The organism is Salibacterium halotolerans (genome assembly GCF_900115625.1).
In the GTDB taxonomy this organism is placed as follows: Bacteria; Bacillota; Bacilli; order Bacillales; family Marinococcaceae; genus Salibacterium; species Salibacterium halotolerans.
The window spans coordinates 1-21,668 of record NZ_FOXD01000017.1 but is presented as its reverse complement, the minus strand read 5'-3'; the positions used below and the strand labels follow the sequence as shown (position 1 = coordinate 21,668).

Annotated in this window: 22 protein-coding genes and 1 other RNA gene; 20 read left to right on the top strand and 3 right to left on the bottom strand. The window is 49.0% G+C overall.

What is annotated here, in order from left to right; genetic code table 11:
* Window positions 1-215 precede the first annotated feature (215 nt).
* From BM124_RS13605 to BM124_RS13575, 7 genes are all read left to right on the top strand, one after another.
* On the top strand, window positions 216-1,265 hold the full coding sequence (locus tag BM124_RS13605) for a tetratricopeptide repeat protein (protein WP_093338315.1): 1,050 nt from the start codon (window positions 216-218) through the stop codon (window positions 1,263-1,265).
* Window positions 1,266-1,388: 123 nt separating this feature from the next.
* Window positions 1,389-2,333, top strand: a complete 945-nt coding sequence (trxB, locus tag BM124_RS13600) for a thioredoxin-disulfide reductase (RefSeq protein ID WP_093338314.1) — start codon at window positions 1,389-1,391, stop codon at window positions 2,331-2,333.
* A gap of 232 nt (window positions 2,334-2,565) precedes the next feature.
* Entirely contained in the window at window positions 2,566-3,030 is a 465-nt protein-coding gene (locus tag BM124_RS13595) for an NUDIX hydrolase (RefSeq protein ID WP_093338313.1), read from the top strand.
* A gap of 75 nt (window positions 3,031-3,105) precedes the next feature.
* Window positions 3,106-3,942 (top strand): RNase adapter RapZ, encoded by an 837-nt coding sequence (gene rapZ, locus BM124_RS13590; RefSeq protein WP_093338381.1) that lies wholly within the window; start codon window positions 3,106-3,108, stop codon window positions 3,940-3,942.
* Between the two features lie 5 nt (window positions 3,943-3,947).
* Window positions 3,948-4,892 carry a gluconeogenesis factor YvcK family protein gene (locus BM124_RS13585; RefSeq protein ID WP_093338311.1) on the top strand — a complete coding sequence of 315 codons (945 nt, stop codon included), beginning with the start codon at window positions 3,948-3,950 and terminating at the stop codon, window positions 4,890-4,892.
* A 63-nt stretch (window positions 4,893-4,955) separates the two neighbouring features.
* Entirely contained in the window at window positions 4,956-5,915 is a 960-nt protein-coding gene (gene whiA, locus BM124_RS13580; protein ID WP_244504342.1) for a DNA-binding protein WhiA, read from the top strand.
* 23 nt (window positions 5,916-5,938) lie between these two features.
* The gene (locus tag BM124_RS13575) at window positions 5,939-6,196 is read left to right on the top strand and encodes an HPr family phosphocarrier protein (RefSeq protein ID WP_093338309.1); all 258 of its coding nucleotides are present in this window, start codon (window positions 5,939-5,941) and stop codon (window positions 6,194-6,196) included.
* A 63-nt stretch (window positions 6,197-6,259) separates the two neighbouring features.
* Here BM124_RS13575 and clpP read toward each other — a convergent pair whose 3' ends face one another.
* Window positions 6,260-6,838 carry an ATP-dependent Clp endopeptidase proteolytic subunit ClpP gene (clpP, locus tag BM124_RS13570; protein ID WP_093338307.1) on the bottom strand — a complete coding sequence of 193 codons (579 nt, stop codon included), beginning with the start codon at window positions 6,836-6,838 and terminating at the stop codon, window positions 6,260-6,262.
* A gap of 470 nt (window positions 6,839-7,308) precedes the next feature.
* Between clpP and BM124_RS13560 the strand changes: the two genes are divergently transcribed.
* The 11 genes from BM124_RS13560 to ssrA all read left to right on the top strand — a co-directional run bounded on the left by BM124_RS13560 (window position 7,309) and on the right by ssrA (window position 19,230).
* Window positions 7,309-8,328: a sugar-binding transcriptional regulator gene (locus tag BM124_RS13560; protein ID WP_093338304.1), complete on the top strand. Its 1,020-nt coding sequence runs from the start codon at window positions 7,309-7,311 to the stop codon at window positions 8,326-8,328.
* A 104-nt stretch (window positions 8,329-8,432) separates the two neighbouring features.
* The gene (gene gap, locus BM124_RS13555) at window positions 8,433-9,437 is read left to right on the top strand and encodes a type I glyceraldehyde-3-phosphate dehydrogenase (RefSeq protein WP_093338303.1); all 1,005 of its coding nucleotides are present in this window, start codon (window positions 8,433-8,435) and stop codon (window positions 9,435-9,437) included.
* A gap of 164 nt (window positions 9,438-9,601) precedes the next feature.
* Window positions 9,602-10,786 (top strand): phosphoglycerate kinase, encoded by a 1,185-nt coding sequence (locus tag BM124_RS13550; protein WP_093338302.1) that lies wholly within the window; start codon window positions 9,602-9,604, stop codon window positions 10,784-10,786.
* Window positions 10,787-10,817: 31 nt separating this feature from the next.
* Window positions 10,818-11,579, top strand: a complete 762-nt coding sequence (tpiA, locus tag BM124_RS13545) for a triose-phosphate isomerase (RefSeq protein ID WP_093338300.1) — start codon at window positions 10,818-10,820, stop codon at window positions 11,577-11,579.
* Window positions 11,572-13,107 (top strand): 2,3-bisphosphoglycerate-independent phosphoglycerate mutase, encoded by a 1,536-nt coding sequence (gene gpmI / locus BM124_RS13540; protein ID WP_093338299.1) that lies wholly within the window; start codon window positions 11,572-11,574, stop codon window positions 13,105-13,107. The genes tpiA and gpmI overlap by 8 nt, the downstream gene beginning before the upstream one ends.
* A gap of 16 nt (window positions 13,108-13,123) precedes the next feature.
* The gene (gene eno / locus BM124_RS13535; protein WP_093338297.1) at window positions 13,124-14,407 is read left to right on the top strand and encodes a phosphopyruvate hydratase; all 1,284 of its coding nucleotides are present in this window, start codon (window positions 13,124-13,126) and stop codon (window positions 14,405-14,407) included.
* A 277-nt stretch (window positions 14,408-14,684) separates the two neighbouring features.
* The gene (gene secG, locus BM124_RS13530; RefSeq protein ID WP_090926279.1) at window positions 14,685-14,915 is read left to right on the top strand and encodes a preprotein translocase subunit SecG; all 231 of its coding nucleotides are present in this window, start codon (window positions 14,685-14,687) and stop codon (window positions 14,913-14,915) included.
* 195 nt (window positions 14,916-15,110) lie between these two features.
* Window positions 15,111-15,866: an alpha/beta hydrolase gene (locus BM124_RS13525; RefSeq protein ID WP_093338296.1), complete on the top strand. Its 756-nt coding sequence runs from the start codon at window positions 15,111-15,113 to the stop codon at window positions 15,864-15,866.
* 57 nt (window positions 15,867-15,923) lie between these two features.
* A complete protein-coding gene (gene rnr, locus BM124_RS13520) occupies window positions 15,924-18,230 on the top strand; it encodes a ribonuclease R (protein ID WP_093338294.1) in 2,307 nt (768 codons plus the stop codon).
* 98 nt (window positions 18,231-18,328) lie between these two features.
* Window positions 18,329-18,802, top strand: a complete 474-nt coding sequence (gene smpB, locus BM124_RS13515; RefSeq protein ID WP_093338292.1) for an SsrA-binding protein SmpB — start codon at window positions 18,329-18,331, stop codon at window positions 18,800-18,802.
* A gap of 86 nt (window positions 18,803-18,888) precedes the next feature.
* Window positions 18,889-19,230, top strand: a transfer-messenger RNA (tmRNA) gene (ssrA, locus tag BM124_RS13510).
* 306 nt (window positions 19,231-19,536) lie between these two features.
* On the opposite strand, the gene BM124_RS19185 is transcribed toward ssrA, so the two are convergent.
* Window positions 19,537-19,974: a hypothetical protein gene (locus BM124_RS19185; protein WP_212634964.1), complete on the bottom strand. Its 438-nt coding sequence runs from the start codon at window positions 19,972-19,974 to the stop codon at window positions 19,537-19,539.
* A 619-nt stretch (window positions 19,975-20,593) separates the two neighbouring features.
* On the opposite strand from BM124_RS19185, the gene BM124_RS13505 reads away from it, so the two are divergent.
* Window positions 20,594-21,112, top strand: coding sequence for a hypothetical protein (locus tag BM124_RS13505; protein ID WP_170841145.1), 519 nt, complete (start codon window positions 20,594-20,596; stop codon window positions 21,110-21,112).
* Window positions 21,113-21,122: 10 nt separating this feature from the next.
* Window positions 21,123-21,428 carry a hypothetical protein gene (locus tag BM124_RS13500; protein ID WP_093338290.1) on the top strand — a complete coding sequence of 102 codons (306 nt, stop codon included), beginning with the start codon at window positions 21,123-21,125 and terminating at the stop codon, window positions 21,426-21,428.
* An 18-nt stretch (window positions 21,429-21,446) separates the two neighbouring features.
* Here the strand turns inward: BM124_RS13500 and BM124_RS19180 are convergent.
* Window positions 21,447-21,668 (bottom strand): hypothetical protein (locus BM124_RS19180; protein WP_212634963.1); only part of this gene is annotated, 222 nt, incomplete at its 5' end.

The following is a 21,668-nucleotide window of genomic DNA, read 5'->3' as shown; positions in this document are numbered from 1 at the left end:
ACACAGAAAAAGACGGGTTGCGGGATCATTCCCTGCGTTCCGTCTTTTTTTTGCTGTATGTGGGGCATGCAAGCCAGGGTGCGCCGGCGTGTAATTATGCCTGTTTGGCTGGTACGCGCTCTTCTCCTAACCTCTTTCCCGTGCTTTTCTTACGTTTTTGTTGATGATATACTGAACCTAATGCGTATGGTTTTTTCCCGATGGAGGGGATATAGGTGAAAACACAACAATCTCAGGGACAGGTTATCCCATTTATTCATCATAGTGATTACTTTTTCAAGCGGGGCGTTCATGCTTATCAGAAACAAGAGCTGAAACGCGCCGTTAAATATGTTCGGCGTGCTGTGGAGCTGAATCCCGAACAAGGCGTTTTTCAGTGCCAGCTGGCAGCCATTTATTCCGATATGGGCGAATATACCGCCTCAAATGAGCTATTGTCGCATGTACTCGAACATGTCGATGAAACATTGTATGAATGCTACTTTTTTTTGGCGAATAATTACGCCTATCAGGGCTTGTTCGATAAAGCCGGCGAGACAGCGGCCCAGTATCTTGTGCTGGCGCCGGAGGGGGATTTTGCCGAAGACACCAAGTATCTTCTGGAAATGCTGGAAATGGACAGTGAAGAGGAAGGTGCCCGGTCTGAAGACCCCGAAGCCGATGATGAACTGATTATAACGTATGAACGGGCGCTTCGTATGATAGAAGAGAACCGCCTGTTTGAAGCCGAGAACACACTGGAAGATCTTATTGCGGCCTATCCGTATTATCCGGCCGCCCAGAGCCGGCTTGTCCGTGTTCTTTACCTGAAAGGACATGTGGAGGAAGCGCTGGTCTATGCCAAAGAAGTGTGGCACGAGCATTATTATGTTCCGGCAGGATGTCAGCTTGCCCTCCTTTATAAAGAAGCGGGAAGGGATCAGGAATCTTTTGAAACAGCTGGGATGCTGAAACAGGTTCTTCCGCTGGACCGTGATCATTTGTACCGGACGGCCGCAACCCTTACCCTGCTTGAAGAAGGGGAGGCTGCCTTTCTCTTTTTCCGGAAATACAGGCAGCGGTCTGCTCCGGAACAAGCGGAATTTTTCTTTTACTGCGGAGCCGCCGCTTATCAGGCCGGTCACCTGCAGGAAGCACAAAAACGATGGAGTACCGCCCGTGCCAAAGGGCATACAGGAGCAGATGTTCTTCTGGATAAGATGGAGCATCATCTGTTATTCTCCAGTGATGTGATGCGTGAATTATGGTCTGCCCCGCTGCTTTAAATCTTCAGGCACATTTCTGGACGTAAGCGGGGGAATTGCTTAAGATAGCCGTAAAGCACAGCCAACTGTATGGGTATGAATGCTTAAGGAGATATTATGGAGGAGGAAGAGGAGTGATTCATCATGACAGATGAAAAAATTTATGATGTGATTATCGCCGGCGCCGGTCCGGCTGGTATGACGGCAGCTGTTTACACATCCAGAGCGGAAATGTCGACATTGATGCTCGAACGGGGGATCCCGGGAGGACAGATGGCCAATACCGAAGATGTGGAGAACTTCCCTGGTTTTGAACACATTCTTGGACCGGACCTTTCCAATAAAATGTTCAGCCACGCCAAAAAATTCGGAGCCGAGTATGCCTACGGCGACGTCAAAGAAATTGAAGATCACAAAGACTATAAAATTGTCCGGGCCGGCAAGAAAGAATACAAAGCACGTTCCGTTATTGTGGCCACCGGTGCTGTCTACAAACAGCTCGGCGTAGATGGTGAAAACGAACTCGGCGGCCGCGGTGTGTCCTACTGTGCGGTATGCGATGGTGCTTTCTTCCGTGACAAAGAAATTGTTGTCGTCGGAGGCGGTGACTCCGCTGTAGAGGAAGCGGTATACCTGACCCGTTTTGCTTCCAAAGTGACGGTGATCCACCGCCGGGATGAGCTGAGAGCACAGAAGATTCTGCAGCAGCGCGCGTTTGTGAACGACAAAATTGACTTTAAATGGAGCCACGTCGTCAAAGAAATCAATAATAAAGACGGCAAGGTCGGAAGTGTGACACTCACGGACCTGAACAGCGGCGAAGATTATGATTTCGAAACGAGCGGCGCCTTCATCTATATCGGCATGATTCCGTTGAATGATGCTGTCAACGGGCTTGGTATCACAAACGAAGAAGGCTATATTGAAACGAATGAAGAAATGGAAACAAAAATTCCGGGAGTCTACGCAGTCGGAGATCTCCGCGAAAAATCGCTGCGCCAGATTGTCACAGCTACCGGCGACGGCTCCATCGCAGCCCAGACGGCGCAGGAATATGTAGAAGAACTGAAAAGCACGGTCAATGCCTGATACTTTTCTTTACAAAAATTAAACAGATATTAATCGATCTGTAACCAGTATGAAACAGGAAACATGATAAGATAAGTACAGTAATTGACCCCCTTAAAATATTATTTGGAGCAGCACAGGTCCCGGCCTGTGCTCTTTTTTTGGTTCCGTCATACGGGATACACCTGCTGAAAAATTGAGCAGACCCCCTCCTGCATAGTATACTGAATAGAGATAGAGCGGAGGGAGAGCCATGCAGCGGGTAACAAACTGTTTTCTTCATGATACAAAAGACGTCCTCTTACTGCAGAAACCAAGCCGGAACTGGTGGGTGCCGCCCGGTGGAAAAATGGAAAGCGGGGAGTCCGTACGGGATGCTGTTGTACGCGAATACCGGGAAGAAACCGGGTTATCCCTGCTTCATCCAGCACTCCGCGGCATTTTCACCTTTTTAGTGATGGACGAAAGGCATCTGCTGTCGGAGTGGATGATGTTCAGTTTTGAAGCGCGGTCCAGCCGCGGCAGGGTGCTCGATCAGTCGCCGGAAGGAAAGCTGGAGCTGGTACCGGTGGAACGGACGGCCGGTCTGCCGATGGCCGAAGGTGACCGGGCGATTTTCCGCCACGTTCTGGAGGATACCGGAATTCTGTACGGAACGTTTCACTACGACCGGGATTTTCATCTTCTGCATTCGCGTTTTGATAAGGAGGAGCTGTAATTGGCAGAAAACCAGACGAAATATGTACAAAAGGAACAGCCGCAGGAGGATATTCATGTCGTCATTATCACCGGCATGTCTGGAGCGGGAAAAACCGTTGCCGTCCAGAGTTTTGAAGACATGGGCTACTACTGTGTGGATAATCTGCCGCCTGCGCTGATACCGACGTTTGTGGAACTGATTGAAAATTCAGGCGGACAGATGAATAAAGTGGCACTGGTTATTGATCTCAGAGGGAGGGAATTTTTTGACCACCTGTTTGAGGCGGTCGACAACCTGCGCCTGAAAACTCATTTAAGCACCCACATTCTGTTTCTGGACGCCAAAGATGATGTACTCGTGCAGCGCTATAAAGAAACGCGGCGTTCTCATCCGCTTGCGGCCGCAGAAACTCCGCTTGAGGGCATCCATCAGGAACGTGATATCCTGGAAGACCTGAAAGGACGGGCACGCCAGATTATCGACACGAGCGGACTGAATCCAAAGCAGCTGCGGGAGAGGATTATACAGTCCTTTTCGGCGCCTGAAAAAGATGGCTTTTCGGTCAACATTCTGTCATTTGGATACAAATACGGGCTGCCAATTGATGCGGATCTCGTGTTTGATGTGCGTTTTCTTCCCAATCCCCATTATATTGACCATCTCAAGCCCAAAACCGGATTGGAAGAAGAAGTCTCATCCTATGTGTTAAAATGGACGGAAACGAAGGAATTCACCGAAAAACTGCTTGATATATTAAGTTACATGCTTCCACAATATAAACGGGAAGGAAAGAGCCAGCTGATTATTGCCATCGGCTGTACCGGAGGCAAACACCGCTCGGTTACACTGGCTGAATATGTAGCTGATTATTTTGCCGGGGGATATGCCGTGCATAAAACCCACCGTGATATAGAGAAAGGGAAGGAATAATCATCGTGGAAAAACCAAATATTGTTGTCATCGGCGGGGGAACCGGACTATCCGTGCTGTTAAGAGGACTGAAGACATTTCCTGTTAATATTTCCGCTATTGTTACGGTAGCTGATGACGGCGGCAGCTCAGGAAGACTCCGTAAAGAACTTGATATTCCGCCGCCCGGGGATGTACGGAATGTACTGGTGGCGCTGGCAGAAGTGGAGCCGATGATTGAACAGATGTTTCAGCACCGGTTTGAAAACGGCAACGGACTGACTGGTCATTCGCTCGGCAATCTTCTTCTCGCCGGTATGACATCCATTACGGGTGATTTTGCAAAAGGAATCAGTGAATTAAGTACGGTGTTAAATGTAAAGGGAAATGTATTCCCGGCATCCAATCAAAGCATTGAACTGCATGCGGAAATGACAGATGGCACGATTATATCCGGGGAATCCAATATTCCGAATTCAGGTAAACGGATACGGCGGGTATACCTCTCGCCGGAAACCGTCCAGCCTCTGCCGGAGAGTCTTGACGCGATCCGGGAGGCGGATGTCATTGTATTCGGCCCTGGAAGTTTGTATACGAGCGTTATTCCAAATTTGCTTGTACCCGGCATTGCCGAAGCGGTGGAAGAAGCCGGAGCACGGAAGGTATATATCTGCAACGGAATGACCCAGGCCGGGGAAACCGATTATTTTACCGTCGCCGACCACATTGAGGCGATTCAGGAACATACCGGCCGAAGCCTGATAGAAACGGTACTCGTCAGTAATACCGAAATACCTCCTGATATACTTGCCAATTACAAGGAAGAATCGGCGTACCCGGTCACCTTTGATGAAGCCCGGGTAAAGCAGCTCGGCTGCCGCGTTGTGCAGGATGCTTTCATGCATTACCGGGACCATTTGTTCCGTCATGATGCGGTGAAAGTGTCCCAGTCGCTGCTTGCCCAGATGTGAATGCTGGATAGACAGGTGGAACGTGAAAGGCGGTGAAGATGGTACATGTCATCTTTTGCAGCTATGACAAAAAAAGAACTGACCCGGTTTGAAGAAGAGGACTACTGCGCTAAAGCGGAACTCGCAGCACTTGCGCGCATGAACGGTTCCATCTCGTTCAGCGAAGGTGAACTGATCCTTGATGTATCAACGGAAAACGCGGCTATTGCCCGCCGCATTTACCAGCTTATTAAAAGAATATATCCGGAGACGGTCATCGAATTAATGGTACGCAAAAAAATGCGGCTGAAAAAAAACAATGTCTATCTCGTCCGAGTTGTCGAGGAAGCCAGACACATGCTCCGTGATTTAAGTATTATGGAGGATGGATACCGTTTTATCCGTACGATATCCCGCGATATACTGAAAGATACCAAATGCAAACGCGCGTACCTGAGAGGCGCGTTTCTCGCAGGAGGTTCGGTTAATCATCCGGAAACATCGTCGTATCATCTTGAAATTTTTTCACTGTATGAAGAACATAACCGGTCCCTGCAGGAACTGCTTCAGGAATTTGATCTTTCGTCAAAAAGTCTGGAACGAAAAAAAGGATTTATCCTCTACATTAAAGAAAGTGAAAGAATAACAGAATTTCTCAATGTAATCGGAGCCCACCAGGCGCTTCTTTATTTTGAGGATGTCAGAATCATGAAAGACATGCGTAATTCTGTGAACCGCCTGGTGAACTGTGAAACCGCCAACCTGAACAAGACGGTGGGAGCGGCGCTGCGGCAGGTGGAAAACATTCAGCTTGTGGAAGGGCGCGTCGGTCTTGAAAATCTTCCTGAAAAAGTTAGGGAGATGGCGGAGATGCGGGTGAAGTATCAGGATGTAACCTTGAAAGAATTGGGAGAGATGGTGCCGAGCGGTCCTGTCGGCAAATCCGGAGTCAACCACAGGCTCCGCAAAATCGACCAGCTTGCTGAGAAAATCCGCAACGGCGAAGAGATTGTGCTGCCGGAAAACGGGGTACATGCCGAGTAAACAAGGAAAGGGAGGAAAACCGGTTGATTGAAAAAAAAGCAGAAGTGAAGTTAAAGACGGGCTTGCAGGCCAGGCCCGCCGCTTTATTTGTCCAGGAAGCAAACCGCTTTCAATCCAATGTGTTTATTGAAAAAGAAGATAAAAAAGTGAACGCGAAAAGCATTATGGGCATCATGAGCCTGGCCGCAAGAACCGGGGAAACGATCAAACTTTCCGTGGATGGAGAAGATGAACAGGAAGCGGTCGAAGAGCTTACCCGCTTCGTGGAAAAAGAAGAATAAAAAAACCGGCATCCTTTTACAAGGTGCCGGTTTTTTAAGCTTATTAGAAGCTTCAGCGGGTTCTTATTTGTAAAGAACATCGTCGACGAGACCGTAGTTTTTCGCTTCATCGGCTGTCATGAAGTTGTCTCGGTCGGTGTCGCGCTCGATAATCTCTTTCGGCTGGCCGGTGCGCTCGGACAGGATACTGTTCAATTTCTCGCGGATTTCAAGGATCCGGCGGGCGTGAATGTCAATATCGGTTGCCTGTCCCTGGGTACCGCCGAGCGGCTGGTGGATCATGACTTCACTGTTCGGCAGCGCATAACGCTTGCCTTCCTGTCCTGAAGCAAGCAGGAAGGATCCCATGGAAGCGGCCATTCCGACGCAGATCGTGGAAACTTCCGGTTTGATGTGCTGCATGGTGTCGTAAATAGCCATGCCTGCTGTAATGGAACCGCCCGGACTGTTAATGTAAAGGGAAATATCTTTATCCGGATCATCGGCAGCCAAAAACAGAAGCTGCGCTACGACTGAGTTGGCAATGTTATCGTCAATGCCGGAACCCAGCATGATAATGCGGTCTTTTAACAGCCTTGAATAAATGTCGTACGCGCGTTCTCCGCGGTTCGTCTGTTCAATAACTGTAGGGATCAAATTCATGTATTACATCCTCCTTTGTTAAGTGCGTGCAGCCCTTGCTCAGCTGATGTTTCCATCATACCCTAATGGTCAATAATGGTCAAACAATAAGGGCCGCACGTTTATTTATGTTTCGTCCTTCATTGTACATGATGAAAACCGAAACCTCGAACGATTTACCGGCAGGGATTTTTCTGTTTTCTTATTCGATATTAAGGAACGACAATCCTTCCGTATACTATCCGTTTTTTAAAAGATTCAAACGTCTGATAAACACCGCAGGAATCTGTAACGGCTTTTGTGCCTGTAAAGCCGGATCATCGATAAATCAGCATAAGCCACAAAAACGTAAACTTTTATTGCCTGTCAGCTTATATCTTGATATGATAAAAGAGTGAGAAGGAACTTTCTTTTTTTTACTCTGAAGCGGGACTTAAAATGTCACGCCGGGACAAATTATGTCCCGAAAGTAGATCTGGTGATGAGTACATATGCGACAATTCATTGAACTACAAAAAAAACTCCAGCCGGATGTGCTTGAGGTGATGGAAAAAAGATTCCGGATCCTTCAGTATCTGCGTCTGATGCAGCCGGTCGGCAGACGGACGCTGGCAGGGAGCCTTGAAATCTCGGAACGCATTCTCCGGAGTGAAGTGCTGTTCTTAAAAGAACAGAGCCTGATTCATATCGGATCGGGAGGCATGGTGCTGACCGAGGACGGAGAAGCGCTGCTCGAGGGCCTCGAAGAGACGATGAAATCCGTCACAGGCCTTGCGGATCTTGAGAAACAGGTGGCTGACAGGCTTCAGGTGGAGCAGGTCATTATCGTACCCGGGAATAGTGACCGTTATTCGTGGGTAAAAAAAGAGTTGGGAAGAGCCTGTATCCAGCAGATGAAACACATGCTGCATTCTGAAGATATTGTAGCTGTGGCAGGCGGCACCACCCTCGCTGATGTGGCGGAGATGATGACACCGGATGAAAAATTCAACGCTGTTACATTCGTCCCGGCCCGCGGAGGACTCGGTGAAAAAGTGGAAATCCAGGCCAATACCATCAGTTCCACGATGGCGGTGAAAGCAGAAGGAAATTACCGCCTGCTTCATGTTCCCGATCAGCTGAGCCGCGAAGCAAGAGAGTCTCTCGTTCTCGAACCGGGTATTAAAGAACTTCTGCGCCTGATCCGGCGCGCAGGTATGGTCGTTCACGGAGTCGGGGCGGCTTCCACGATGGCCCGGCGCCGCGGAGCGGAAGATGAAATTTTTGGCATCTTGGAAGAAAAAGAAGCGGTAGCCGAAGCATTCGGGTATTATTTTGACCGGCACGGACAGATTGTTCACAAGGAAAAAACCATCGGCCTTCAGCTTGATGAACTGCAGGAAAATCAGAAAGTAATTACGGTGGCAGGAGGCGCTTCCAAGGCCGAGGCAATCAGCGCCTACATGAATTACAGACCGAGTGATGTACTGATCACAGATGAAGGGGCCGCTCAGGCGGTGCTCGGGGAGTAACCCGTCCCGGATGTTGGTCATGTTCACTTTCTGCCGGCGCGTTCAAGCAAGGACGCCGGCGGAATGTAAATATAGGTATTACTATTAAAGGGAGGATTTTATTTATGGCAACAAAAATTGGTATTAACGGTTTTGGACGAATCGGACGCGTTGTATTCCGCGCCGCCCTTAAGCACGATGATGTAGAAGTTGTAGCAATCAACGACCTGACAGATGCGGACATGCTGGCACACCTTCTCCGCCATGACTCCGTACACGGCGGCCTCGAAGAAGAAGTGAAAGTAAACGGCGAAAACCTCGTTGTCGGCGGAAAAGAAATCCGCGTCACTTCCGAGAAAAATCCGGCAGAGATCAACTGGAGCGGTGCCGGAGCGGAACTGGTTGTTGAATCAACCGGTCTGTTTGTAAAACGCGACGATGCTGCCAAACACCTTGAAGCAGGTGCCAAGAAAGTCATCATCTCCGCGCCTGGTAAAGAAACAGACGCTACCTTTGTGATGGGCGTGAACGAGAATACGTACGATCCGGCTGCCCACGACGTTGTATCCAATGCGTCCTGCACGACCAACTGTCTCGCACCGGTAGCCAAAGTGCTGCATGACAAGTTCGGTGTGAAGCGCGGTCTCATGAATACCGTTCACTCCTACACAAACGACCAGCAGATTCTCGACCTGCCGCATAAAGACTACCGTCGTGCGCGCGCAGCAGCAGAAAACATCATCCCGACGTCCACCGGCGCTGCCAAAGCAGTTGCTCTCGTACTTCCTGAACTTGAAGGCAAACTCAACGGTGCGGCGATGCGTGTACCGACACCAAACGTATCCCTCGTCGACTTCGTTGCAGAGCTTGAACAGGACGTAACAGCAGAAGACGTCAACAATGCACTGAAAGAAGCATCCGAAGGAGAGCTGAAAGGTGTACTCGGCTACAGTGAAGAACCGCTCGTATCCGGCGACTACAACAGCACACCAACATCCTCCACGGTAGATGCTCTTTCCACCATGATCATGGAAGACAATATGGTCAAAGTCATTTCCTGGTATGACAATGAGTTTGGTTATTCCAGCCGTCTTGTAGACCTTGTTGCTTACATGGCTAAACAACAGTAAATACCCCGGTAATCATTGGAAAGGGAGTGGAAAGTCAATTTCCCCGCTCCCTTTCTTTTCCATGTCAAAACCCTTTTCTAAGGGGGAAGTGGAGACTTCCGGTTTTCCCCTTCCCGTTTTTTGGGAACATGGATAAAAAGTACTGAACTAAAGGAGGCTCTTTCATGAACAAGAAGTCGATCAGAGATATCGATTTAAAAGGAAAAACGGTTTTCTGCCGTGTGGATTTTAATGTGCCGATGGAACAGGCAGAAGTAACGGATGATACGCGGATCCGTGCGGCACTTCCGACCATTCAGCTAATGATGGAAAAGGGAGCGAAAATCATTCTGGCGAGCCATCTCGGGCGTCCGAAAGGCGAAGCACACGATGAACTGCGTCTCGGCCCGGTAGCTGTCCGTCTCGGCAGTCTACTTCAGAAAGATGTAAAGAAAGTCGATGAAGTATATGGCACCGAAGCGGAAAAAGCAGCATCGGAATTAGCGGAAGGTGAAGTGCTTCTGCTTGAAAACCTCCGCTTTGAAGCCGGGGAAGAAGAGAACGATGAGACGCTTTCCAAAAACCTGGCATCCCTCGCTGACGTTTACGTCAACGATGCATTCGGCGCAGCGCACCGGGCGCACGCTTCCACAGAAGGCATCGCCCGTCACCTGCCATCGGTTTCGGGTCTTTTGATGGAAAAAGAACTCGACGTGCTCGGTCAGGCGCTTGAAGACCCGGACCGTCCGTTCACAGCCATTATCGGCGGCGCGAAAGTGAAAGACAAAATCGGGGTCATCGATTACATGCTCGATAAGGTCGACAATCTGATTATCGGAGGCGGACTTGCCTACACTTTCGTGAAAGCCAAAGGCTATGAAATCGGCAAATCGCTGCTGGATGAAGACAAGCTGGAGCTTGCTAAGGAGTATATGCAGAAGGCCGAAGACAAGGGTGTCAACTTTTACATGCCACTTGATGTAACGATCGCAGACGATTTAAGCAATGAAGCCAATACGAAAATCGTCAACATCGACAACATCCCATCCGACTGGGAAGCGCTCGATATCGGACCGAAGACTATCGAAGCATACACGGATGTTATTCAGACATCGAAACTGGTATTATGGAATGGACCGATGGGTGTTTTTGAATTTGACCTGTTCTCCAAAGGAACAAGAGGCATTGGCGAAGCACTTGCGCAAGCTGAAAACACGTATTCTGTCATCGGCGGCGGCGATTCAGCAGCAGCGGTTGAAAAATTCGGTCTTGCCGATCAGATGAGCCATATTTCCACAGGCGGCGGCGCATCGCTTGAATTCATGGAAGGAAAAGTACTGCCGGGTGTCGCAGCACTGGATGACAGATAACACAAAGCGATAACAGAGAGGAGTTTTACGTGTGAGAAAGCCGATTATTGCGGGAAACTGGAAAATGAACAAAACGCATGAAGAAGCTGTGTCGTTTATCGAAGAAATCAAGGGGAATGTCCCGTCAAGCAGTGAAGTGGAAACGGTAGTATGTGCACCGGCCCTGTTTTTAAAGGAAATGAACGATAAAGCAGAAGGCTCGGATGTTCATGTCGGCGCGCAGACGATGCACTTTGAGGAAAGCGGTGCGTTCACCGGCGAAATCAGTCCGGCTGCACTGAAAGATCTCGGCATCACGTATTCCATCATCGGTCACTCCGAACGCCGTGAGATGTTCAACGAAACCGACAAAAGCGTTAATCAAAAAGTTCATGCTGCGTTTGAATACGGCATCACGCCTATTATGTGCTGCGGTGAGTCGCTGGAGCAGCGTGAAAACAATGAAACCGAACAGGTTGTACGGGAACAGGTGACTAAAGGCTTTGAAGGCATCAGTGCGGAAAAAGCGTCTGACGTTGTCGTTGCCTATGAACCAATCTGGGCTATCGGTACCGGGAAATCATCCAGCGCGGAGGATGCGGATGAAACGTGCGGCACAGTACGCAAGGTGCTGGCGGAACTGTATGACCAGGACACGGCCGAAAAGGTGCGTATCCAGTACGGCGGCAGTGTAAAGCCTGAAAACATTGACGGATACATGGCGAAAGAACATATTGACGGCGCGCTTGTTGGAGGAGCCAGCCTGAAGCCCGATGCATTTTTGAAACTTGTGGAGGCGGGAAGAAATGAGTAAGGCACCGGTTGCACTCATTATTCTGGACGGTTACGCCATGCGCGCGGAAACAAAAGGAAATGCTGTCACCCAGGCGGAGACGCCGAATTTCGACCGGTACTGGAACCAATATCCCCACACCCGCCTGGAAGCCTGCGGAACCGCTGTAGGCCTTCCGGAAGGACAGATGGGTAACTCAGAAGTCGGTCACATGAACATAGGTGCCGGCAGAGTCGTGTACCAAAGCCTGACCCGCATCAACAAAGCCATTGAAGAAAAGACGTTTCATCAGAATGAAGCGCTGAGCGGAGCGGTGGAGCATGCCAAAGAACATAACAGCAGTCTTCACCTGTACGGCCTGCTCTCCGACGGCGGTGTGCACAGCCACATCGACCACCTTTTTGCCCTGCTTGATACAGCGAAACAAAAAGGACTGGAAAACGTCTATGTGCATGCCTTTCTGGATGGCCGTGATGTCGGTCCGACGACGGCAAAGACGTATGTGGAACAGCTCCAGCAGAAAATGAAGGACATTGGTGTCGGGCGTCTGGCAAGTCTGCACGGCCGCTACTATTCGATGGACCGGGACCAGCGCTGGGAACGTCTGGAGAAGTCGTACCGGGCACTCGTGTACGGAGACGCACCTGCCTTCAACAGCCCGGAAGAAGCGATTGAAACGTCCTACAATAATGAAATCCGGGATGAATTTGTAGAGCCGTGTGTCATGAAAAATGAGGAAGGGGAACCGACGGCGCTCGTCGAAGATAACGACGCGGTCATCTTTTTCAACTTCCGTCCCGACCGTGCAATCCAGCTGTCCGAAGTGTTTACCAATGAAGACTTCGACGGATTCGACACCGGGGACAAAGCACCGCAGAATCTGCACTTTGTCACGATGACAAACTACAGTGAATCTGTACAGGCCGATGTCGCCTATCCTCCGCAGAACCTGAAGAACACGATGGGGGAAACGGCAGCTAAAGCCGGAAAAAGCCAGCTGCGGATCGCGGAGACGGAAAAGTACCCTCATGTTACGTTCTTCTTTAACGGAGGCCGACAGGAAGAATTTGAAGGAGAGAACCGTATTCTCATCGATTCGCCGAAAGTCGCCACGTATGACCTGCAGCCGGAGATGAGTGCCTATCAGGTGACGGATGCTCTTCTTAACGAAATCAACGCCGACCGCCATGACTTTATCGTCCTGAACTTTGCCAATCCGGATATGGTCGGACATTCCGGTAAACTTGACGCCACCATTCAGGCCGTGGAAGCGGTGGATGAGTGCCTAGGCAGAGTCGTGGACCTGATTACAGAAAAAGGCGGACAGGCGATCATCACCGCCGATCACGGCAATGCCGATGAAGTGGTGACACTTGACGATGAGCCGATGACATCCCACACAACGAACCAGGTGCCTGTGATTGTAACGAAACAGGGGCTGACGCTCCGGGAAGAAGGTATTCTTGCCGATCTATGCCCGACAGCGGTGGATCTTCTTCAGATCGAAAAACCCGAAGAAATGACAGGACAATCTTTAATACAATCGTAAAGGAGTAGTGCACAAAATGAGTATGATTACAGACGTTTACGCACGCGAAGTGCTGGACTCCCGCGGGAATCCTACCGTGGAAGTGGAAGTCTACACAGAAACAGGAGCCTTCGGACGCTCTCTCGTCCCAAGCGGTGCCTCGACCGGGGAACACGAAGCCGTGGAACTGCGTGACGGCGGCGACCGTTATATGGGTAAAGGTGTTCTTGCCGCAGTGGACCACGTCAATGAAGATATCGCGCCGGAAGTGATCGGCATGGAAGTAACCGATCAAACCGGTATTGATGACCTGCTGCTGGAACTTGATGGTACAGAGAATAAAGAGAACTTCGGAGCCAACGCGATTCTCGGCGTATCTTCCGCATCGGCACATGCTGCAGCGGATGACCTTGGTATTCCACTCTATGAATACCTCGGCGGGTTTAACGCCAAGACACTTCCGGTACCGATGATGAATATCTTAAACGGCGGCGAGCATGCCGACAATAACGTTGATATTCAGGAATTCATGATCATGCCGGTCGGTGCAGAGAACTTTCCGCAGGCGCTTCGTATGGGTGCGGAAATTTTCCATAACTTGAAAAAAGTACTGAAAGACAAAGGATACAACACCGGTGTGGGCGACGAAGGCGGATTCGCTCCGGACCTTGGTTCCAATGAAGAAGCGCTGCAGACCATTGTGACCGCCATTGAAAAGGCAGGATACAAGCCTGGAGAAGAAGTGCAGCTCGCCATGGATGCTGCTTCATCGGAAATATACGAAAACGGCAGCTATAACCTGAAAGGCGAAGGCGTCGTGAAATCGGCGGATGAGATGATTTCTTTCTACAAGGAGCTCATTGAGAAATATCCAATTGTTTCGATTGAGGACGGCCTGGACGAAAACGACTGGGAAGGCTGGAAGAAGCTTACCGACGCGATCGGGGACAAAGTCCAGCTTGTCGGTGATGACCTCTTTGTTACAAACACCAACAAGCTTTCCCGTGGTATTGAAGAAGGCGTCGGCAACTCCATTCTCGTTAAAGTGAATCAGATCGGTACGCTCACCGAAACCTTTGACGCGATGGAAATGGCGAAACGCGCCGGCTACACAGCCGTTGTATCGCACCGCTCGGGTGAAACAGAAGATGCGACCATTGCTGATATCGCCGTGGCGGTCAATGCCGGACAGATTAAAACCGGCGCGCCGTCCCGTACCGACCGCGTAGCAAAATACAACCAGCTGATCCGGATTGAAGACGAGCTTGGCAACACGTCCATCTATCCAGGAAAAAATGCGTTCTATAACCTGAACAAATAAGCACCCTGTCACCAGCCGCAGCATTCTCTATTGCTGCGGCTTCTGCTTTTCTTTTTAGATTAAAATGCTGAAATTCAGGCATTTCTGGATCCAGTTCCAGCGCCCAGCCGCCCGGGGTTTCTTCCCGTGCGACTTCGGGCAGCAGGCTGCCCTTCGCGCCCGGTCCAGAACCTGTCGCGACTTCCAGGGCGCTTGCACTTTTCTTAAGATCATTTGCCATTGGGACAGGGTTGTGTTACATTGGCAATAGTGTGAAATGGACGTGGAGGTGTAAGGTTTGGAAACGTTGCTTTACGTACTGCTGATTATTGTATCGCTTTCGCTGATTGCCGTTGTACTGTTGCAGTCCGGTCGGAGCGCAGGATTGTCCGGAGCTATATCCGGCGGAGCGGAACAAATGGTTGGAAAACAGAAAGCACGCGGGGTGGAGGCCTTTTTAAGCCGCGCCACCGTTGTACTGGCTGTACTGTTTTTTGTGCTGACTCTGTTACTCGGTTACTTTCTGTAAACAGAAAATATCGTATGCCGATAAACGAAAGCAGCGGGATCCACATGTTCCTGCTGTTTTTTTATGCTGTGAGAACGGATAAAATCCAGAAAACAAATAGGCTTTTTCTTTGAAAGAAACGGCTTGAATCATGCAAAACAGGGTATATTGATACCTGGGAGTAAGGAATCATAGAGAGAGAAAGGGGAACCAACGATGAAAATAGTACCACCAAAACCGTTCACTTTTGAGGGAGGAAACCGTGCTGTACTTCTGCTTCACGCCTTTACCGGCAATTCCGCGGATGTCCGGATGCTCGGCAGATATCTGCAGAAACGGGGATATACCTGCCACGCCCCGATTTTAACCGGGCATGGAACGTCTCCGGAAGAAATCATGCACGCGAATGCAGACATCTGGTGGTATGATGTGGAAAAAGCGGTCGAATACCTGCACAACGAAGGATATGACGAGATTGCCGTGGCCGGTCTTTCTCTGGGCGGCCTGATGACGTTGAAGGCGGGATACATGTTCGATTTGAAGGGTATCATACCAATGTGCGCTCCCGCCATTACAACGGACAACAAAGAACGCCTGTACCAGGGAGTGCTCCAGTATGCTCGTGACTACAAAAAAATGGAGGACAAGGACGACGAACAGGTGGAACAGGAAATGGAGTCGTTTGAAGAACTGCCGGTAGATACGCTTTATTCGATTAATGAAGCCATTGACGAAGTGAAAGATTCTCTCGACATGATTTACACGCCGGCCTTCATCGTGCAGGCGGTGCAGGACACGATGGTCCATCCGGAGAGCGCCAATGTCATTCATGACAATATAGCATCCGATGACAAAACACTGAAGTGGTACGAAGATTCGTCCCACGTTATCACCCATGGCCCGGAAAAAGATCAGCTGCATGAAGACATTTATCAGTTTCTGGAGCGTCTGGACTGGGAATCAGACAAATAGAACAATAACTATGCTTATCGAATCATACAAACATCGAAAGGAAAGGAGATGAACCAGATGGATGAGCAAAAGAAGCAGCAATTACTGCAATATATGAAAGAAGAAGCCGCAAAACCAATGGCGGTGGAAGAAATACAGCATGCCTTTGAAATGACAGACGGCGAAGAAACAAAACAGTTGATGAAAGCACTGAATGAAATGGAAGAAAACGGCGACATCGTCCGCACCCGCAGCAACCGTTACGGCATTCCCGAGAAAATGAATCTCATGAAAGGGGAAGTGCAGAGCCATCAGCGCGGCTTTGCTTTTATTCTGCCGGAAAACAAGGAAGAAGCGGATGTTTTCGTACCGGCGCATGAATTGAACGGCGCCATGAATAAAGATACCGTGCTCGTACGCGTGCAGCAGAAATCGTCCGGTTCCAAACCAGAAGGTACGATCGTCCGCATTCTTGAGCGCGGCGTCAGCCGGGTAGTCGGGACGTATATCGATAACCGGTCGTTCGGTTTTGTGGAAGTGGATGATAAACATATCAATAACGATATTTTCATTCCACAGGAAGCGGAAAACGGTGCGGTAGACGGCCATAAAGTGGTTGTCGAAATCATGAAATATCCGGAAGGACGATTTAGCGCGGAAGGAAAAGTCGTAAATATCATCGGGCATAAAAACGATCCCGGCGTCGATATTCTGACGATTATCCATAAACACGGCCTGCCCGGCGATTTCCCGCAGGAAGCGCTGGACCACGCCAATAACACCCCTGATGAAATCAAACAGGAGGAAATCGCCCAGCGCCGGGATCTGCGTGACGAAACGATTGTCACGATTGACGGCGCCGACGCGAAAGACCTCGACGATGCGGTACAGGTGAAGAAACTTGATAACGGAAACTACAAGCTCGGCGTACATATTGCCGATGTCAGCTATTACGTAGAGCAGGGTTCTCCGATTGATACCGAAGCTTACGAGCGCGCGACGAGCGTGTATCTCGTCGACCGCGTCATCCCGATGATACCGCACCGGCTCTCAAACGGCATCTGCAGTTTGAACCCGAAGGTGGATCGTCTTACCCTGTCCTGTGAAATGGAAATCAACGAGAAGGGCGAGGTCGTGGATCACGACATTTTTGAAAGTGTTATCCGTACCAATGAACGCATGACGTACAGCGACGTGCGCCTGATTCTGGAACAGCAGGACGAAGAAACGAGAGAAAAATACAGCAGCCTCGTGCCGCTTTTTGAAGACATGGAAGAACTCGCGGCTGTACTGCGGGAAAAACGGTTCGCGCGCGGAGCGATTGATTTTGATTTCAAAGAAGCGGAAGTGAAAGTCGACGAAGACGGTACACCGCAGGACGTGGAACTGATCGACCGCTCTGTGGCAGAACGGTTGATTGAAGAGTTCATGCTGGCGGCAAACGAAACGGTGGCGGAACATTTCCACTGGATGAATGTGCCGTTTATCTACCGCGTTCACGAAGATCCGGACCCGGAGAAACTCGAGAGGTTCCTCGAATTTGTGACCAACTTCGGCTACGTCGTGAAAGGCACCGCCAACACGATTCACCCAAGTGCTATGCAGAAAGTGCTTGATGAAGTGAAAGGTGAACCGGAAGAAGCGGTAATCAACACCGTCCTGCTTCGTTCCATGCAGCAGGCAAGGTACGATGCGGATAATCTCGGCCACTTCGGGCTCGCTTCGGACTTCTATACGCACTTCACGTCCCCGATACGCCGTTATCCGGACTTAATTGTCCACCGTCTGATCCGGGAATACCTCGTGAAGAAAAACCTCGACGGAAAGACGAAAGAAGCCTGGAGGGAAAAACTTCCCGATATCGCCAAGCACTCCTCGGACATGGAACGCCGCGCGGTGGACGCCGAACGGGAAGTAGACGATGTGAAGAAAGCGCAGTATATGAAAGACAAAGTGGGCGAAGAATTCACCGGCTTTATCAGCGGGGCTGCCAACTTCGGTTTGTTCGTCGAACTCGAAAACACCATCGAGGGTATGGTGCACATCAGCTACCTGACCGATGACTACTATCATTACGATGAAAAACAGTATGCGCTCATCGGCGAACGGACCGCCAATGTCTTCCGCATCGGCGACCAGGTGGATGTCCGGGTACTGCAGGTGAACCTGGATGAAGCCGATATCGATTTTGAAATCGTCGGCATGAAGCCGCCGAAAAAACGGAAGAAAAAAGACAGCCCGACTGTGATTGAAGGCGGCGACCGCTCCAAAAAAGACAACCCGAAAGCAAAAAAAGGGCGGCAGAAGGGAAAAAATAACGGTGGTGACAATAAAGCCTTTTACCAGAATGCCCCGAAAAACAAAGAGAAGAAAAAGAAAAAATAGCCGCTCTCCGCGTGGAGTCATACCCCGCGCTGTGTTGACGGTTTTCAGCCTGTTTTGCTACGATATAGAAATGACGAAGTAAAGTAGGTGAACGGGAGATGGCGGCAAAAACGGAAGGAAGAGTACTCGCGCAGAACCGCAAAGCGCGTCATGACTTTTTTATAGAAGAAACGTTTGAAGCCGGGATGGCGCTGAAAGGCACAGAGATTAAAGCAATCCGCGCCGGACGGGTCAATATTAAGGACAGCTTCGCAAAAGTGGATAACGGTGAAATGTTTCTCCATAACGCGCATATCAGTCCGTATGAACAAGGCAACCAGTTCAACCACGATCCGCTCCGGACGCGGAAGCTGCTGCTGCACCGCCGCGAAATCAACAAGCTGATCGGCAAAAGCCAGGAACCCGGTTACTCGGTCATACCGCTGAAAGTGTACATTAAGCGCGGTGTAGCTAAAGTATTAATTGGTGTTGCCAGAGGGAAGAAGAAATATGACAAACGCCAGGCCCTGAAAGAAAAAGACGCCAAACGCGAAATGGACCGGGCGGTACGGCGCCAGATGAAAGGGGAATAACCCCTTGCATCTGCGCGTGTATGTGTTATAATGAATTGTCCAAAGGAGATTTCAAGTATATCTCCTTTCTTAACAAATGGGGACGACACGGCTTCGACAGAGATAGGTCGAGGCTGAGTTGCGAGCCGAGCTGGGCAGGCCTCGAAAAAGGCCCACGCCAATAATAACTGGCAAACAAGAAGAAAACCTCGCAGTAGCTGCATAAGCAGTTTTCTGCGGATCCCGCTCTCCATCGCCCATGTGGAGTGATACGGGGTCTCACTAATAGTGGGCTACGCTGTCCAGCCACCGTCTGAGGCTGGCAGAAGAGACCAATCAGACTAGCCATGCGGCGGCTTGTCACTAAGCCAAAGCAGCGGCGAATCATAATATAGTGACTACGCTCGTAGAAGCTCAGTCAGCGATATCTCTGGACGTGGGTTCGATTAGTAATTAGTCGCCTTATGTGGCAACACATAAGTGAATAATCCGGCTTAATCGGTGAAACCTGATACTGCAGACACTGCAGGATGGCAACATCGAGCGGTGTGAGGAGCAATCCTTCAGCCGTGTATCGACTTATAGGCCGCCCACCGGGTGGTACTAGGATACGGAATACTGCATGACGCAAATTTACATTCCGTATAATACGCCGGGGAACCTGAACTTTTCAGGTTCAAGATATAGTCAGTGCCATAGCGAAAGCATGGAATTACACGTCCCACCGTCTCCACCATACATAAGAATGAACTGAATTAAAGCATAAGTGTCCCTTTTGGGATGCTTATGTTTTTTTGGTTTAGGTCAAACGGAACGTTCCCAGGAGCAACCTGGATTGCGGACGGTGCTGCATTTGTGGTGTTCATTCGCTGCAGGGATGTACCGGCAGTCAGTGGGTGCGCAAGCTTACGGAACTTGAAACGTAAAGTTTGGCGGAATATTCCACTTGCTACTAAAGAAGCACCTTTATTAGAACCAACACCATTTGGCTTGGTTGAAGGTGTATTTTCCTGCACCTTTAAAAAAGACCTATGACTTTTAGAACAATAAACAAAACGGAGAAAGAGCAGGGCAGGCCGCGCCCTGCTCTTTTTTTGCAAATCAATGAGTGTCGGATATTGTAATAGAAGTAACGAAAAAAGGTAAAAAGTATTAAATGTAAAAAGAGACAATGGTCGTGTTCCCGGTTTCACATTAGTGTTATATCGTATCCATTATTTTTACATCAAATTACAGTAACAGCCCGGTTCATGAAGGAAATGTAAGATCAAAGATTCCTGTAATTAAAATAGTTATAAAATTAAGATTATTTTAATGAAAATAAATTACTGACAGTCTTTTATTTTTATTATTTCGTAAGATGTATGTCCAATGTCTTATTTTTATCACCATGAAACATCGCTTAAAGAAAAATGAATTGAAGGAAAACCTTTCCTGTGATAAAAATATTTAATAGAAAGAATCAATTCATGACTGCTTTTTTAAGGTGACTATTTTTCGATACATATACATAAATGTGGAGATAACTTTAATGCGCTCACCGCCGGTGCATTGTATTGGGAACCGTGTTCATTCCACTAGCAGGCAAGATGGCCGGAGCACTGCTCAGCACACGGGCAGCGTTTATGTTAGGAACAAGATCCCACCTTGCGCTCAATAGGTTTGCCGGCTGGGCGATGACAAAATTATCAGCAGGCTGGTCCAAACTTTCCGGAGTTTTTGGTCTCATGAAAATGGGGCTTCTCATTGGGGGGAGGCATTCCCTCTGTTCAACACTTTGCCATTTTATTAGAAGATCCTTCAGCCTTTGACATGAAAAAAGCGGTGGTAGATATCACAGCAGGTGCTATAACTGGCGGGTCTCTGGCTGTACTGGGTAGCGGATTTATGGCTCTTGGTTTCGCGAACAAATTGAAGAGGGTATTCGCAGCTTCCGGGATAGGAGGAAGTACTACTGCACTTGGTGACTGGGCACTTGGAAATGGGTTGACCCTTTCATCATTTCTCACGGGTGCGTTAATTACAGCTATCTTCTTCCCATGGGGAGCTAATTCGACGACCATGGCCAATCAAACGATTGGAAAAACGATGACCTCAACACAAAAGAAAAAGATGAATATTGCTGTTGATGTTATGAATGGTTTCAAACAGACCGCATTTACCAACACTTTCAAAAAACCAATAATGAACGGGTTTCATAAACTGGGGGATATGTTCTCTAATGGCTGGAACCGTTTGATGGATGGGAACGTAAACAATGTAGACCACGCCGATACGGAACAGCTGCAGCATAACATCGATGAACAAACAAACAGTCGTTCACGAGGATAGGAGAGTACGTATGTTACTGAAAGTATTAAATGTATGTGTTGTTTTGTTTATTACTATGATAGTTAGTGCCTTTTCTATAGCTGGTTTCACGCCAGAGGTTGCAGAAACCCTATTTACCATTTCATGGTTGAGTGTATCCATGAGAATTTTGATATTTATAGTATGGATTGGTGCAGTGACGAATTTCATTCGCATGCATTACAAAGAAAAACAAGTTAGATTTGATCACTTTCGGATTGGCCTATTGATAACGATAGTCGGTCTTTTGTTCTTTGAATGGAAAAACGGGTGGCCGGTTATCAGTTCATTTTTCTAGTTTGTTCGTCTGTCGTGATTACTGTAAATAAGCAGAAGTAAAGCGGCAGTCTCTCCCTTTCTCCCCCTTGAAGATGTGGCCTGTGTCGATACGGAACAACTTAAGCATAACATCGATGAAAGCAAATAGCCGTTTATGAGGATAGGGAGCATTCCTGTTAGGGGAAAATGTGAGTTTTGAACAAAAAAGAGCCCCCTTGGTATAGTACGGAGTGTCCGATGAAAAATCATCGACCTCGAA

Bases quoted from the DNA above. Each gene is read 5' to 3' on its own strand.
- gap (WP_093338303.1), top strand. From the start codon at position 8,433: ATGGCAACAAAAATTGGTATTAACGGTTTTGGACGAATCGGACGCGTT.
- eno (WP_093338297.1), top strand. From the start codon at position 13,124: ATGAGTATGATTACAGACGTTTACGCACGCGAAGTGCTGGACTCCCGC.
- BM124_RS13595 (WP_093338313.1), top strand. From the start codon at position 2,566: ATGCAGCGGGTAACAAACTGTTTTCTTCATGATACAAAAGACGTCCTC.
- BM124_RS13550 (WP_093338302.1), top strand. From the start codon at position 9,602: ATGAACAAGAAGTCGATCAGAGATATCGATTTAAAAGGAAAAACGGTT.
- smpB (WP_093338292.1), top strand. From the start codon at position 18,329: ATGGCGGCAAAAACGGAAGGAAGAGTACTCGCGCAGAACCGCAAAGCG.
- BM124_RS13525 (WP_093338296.1), top strand. From the start codon at position 15,111: ATGAAAATAGTACCACCAAAACCGTTCACTTTTGAGGGAGGAAACCGT.
- clpP (WP_093338307.1), bottom strand. From the start codon at position 6,838: ATGAATTTGATCCCTACAGTTATTGAACAGACGAACCGCGGAGAACGC.
- BM124_RS13500 (WP_093338290.1), top strand. From the start codon at position 21,123: ATGTTACTGAAAGTATTAAATGTATGTGTTGTTTTGTTTATTACTATG.
- rnr (WP_093338294.1), top strand. From the start codon at position 15,924: ATGGATGAGCAAAAGAAGCAGCAATTACTGCAATATATGAAAGAAGAA.
- BM124_RS13505 (WP_170841145.1), top strand. From the start codon at position 20,594: ATGAAAAAAGCGGTGGTAGATATCACAGCAGGTGCTATAACTGGCGGG.
- BM124_RS13560 (WP_093338304.1), top strand. From the start codon at position 7,309: ATGCGACAATTCATTGAACTACAAAAAAAACTCCAGCCGGATGTGCTT.
- rapZ (WP_093338381.1), top strand. From the start codon at position 3,106: ATGTCTGGAGCGGGAAAAACCGTTGCCGTCCAGAGTTTTGAAGACATG.
- trxB (WP_093338314.1), top strand. From the start codon at position 1,389: ATGACAGATGAAAAAATTTATGATGTGATTATCGCCGGCGCCGGTCCG.
- whiA (WP_244504342.1), top strand. From the start codon at position 4,956: ATGACAAAAAAAGAACTGACCCGGTTTGAAGAAGAGGACTACTGCGCT.
- gpmI (WP_093338299.1), top strand. From the start codon at position 11,572: ATGAGTAAGGCACCGGTTGCACTCATTATTCTGGACGGTTACGCCATG.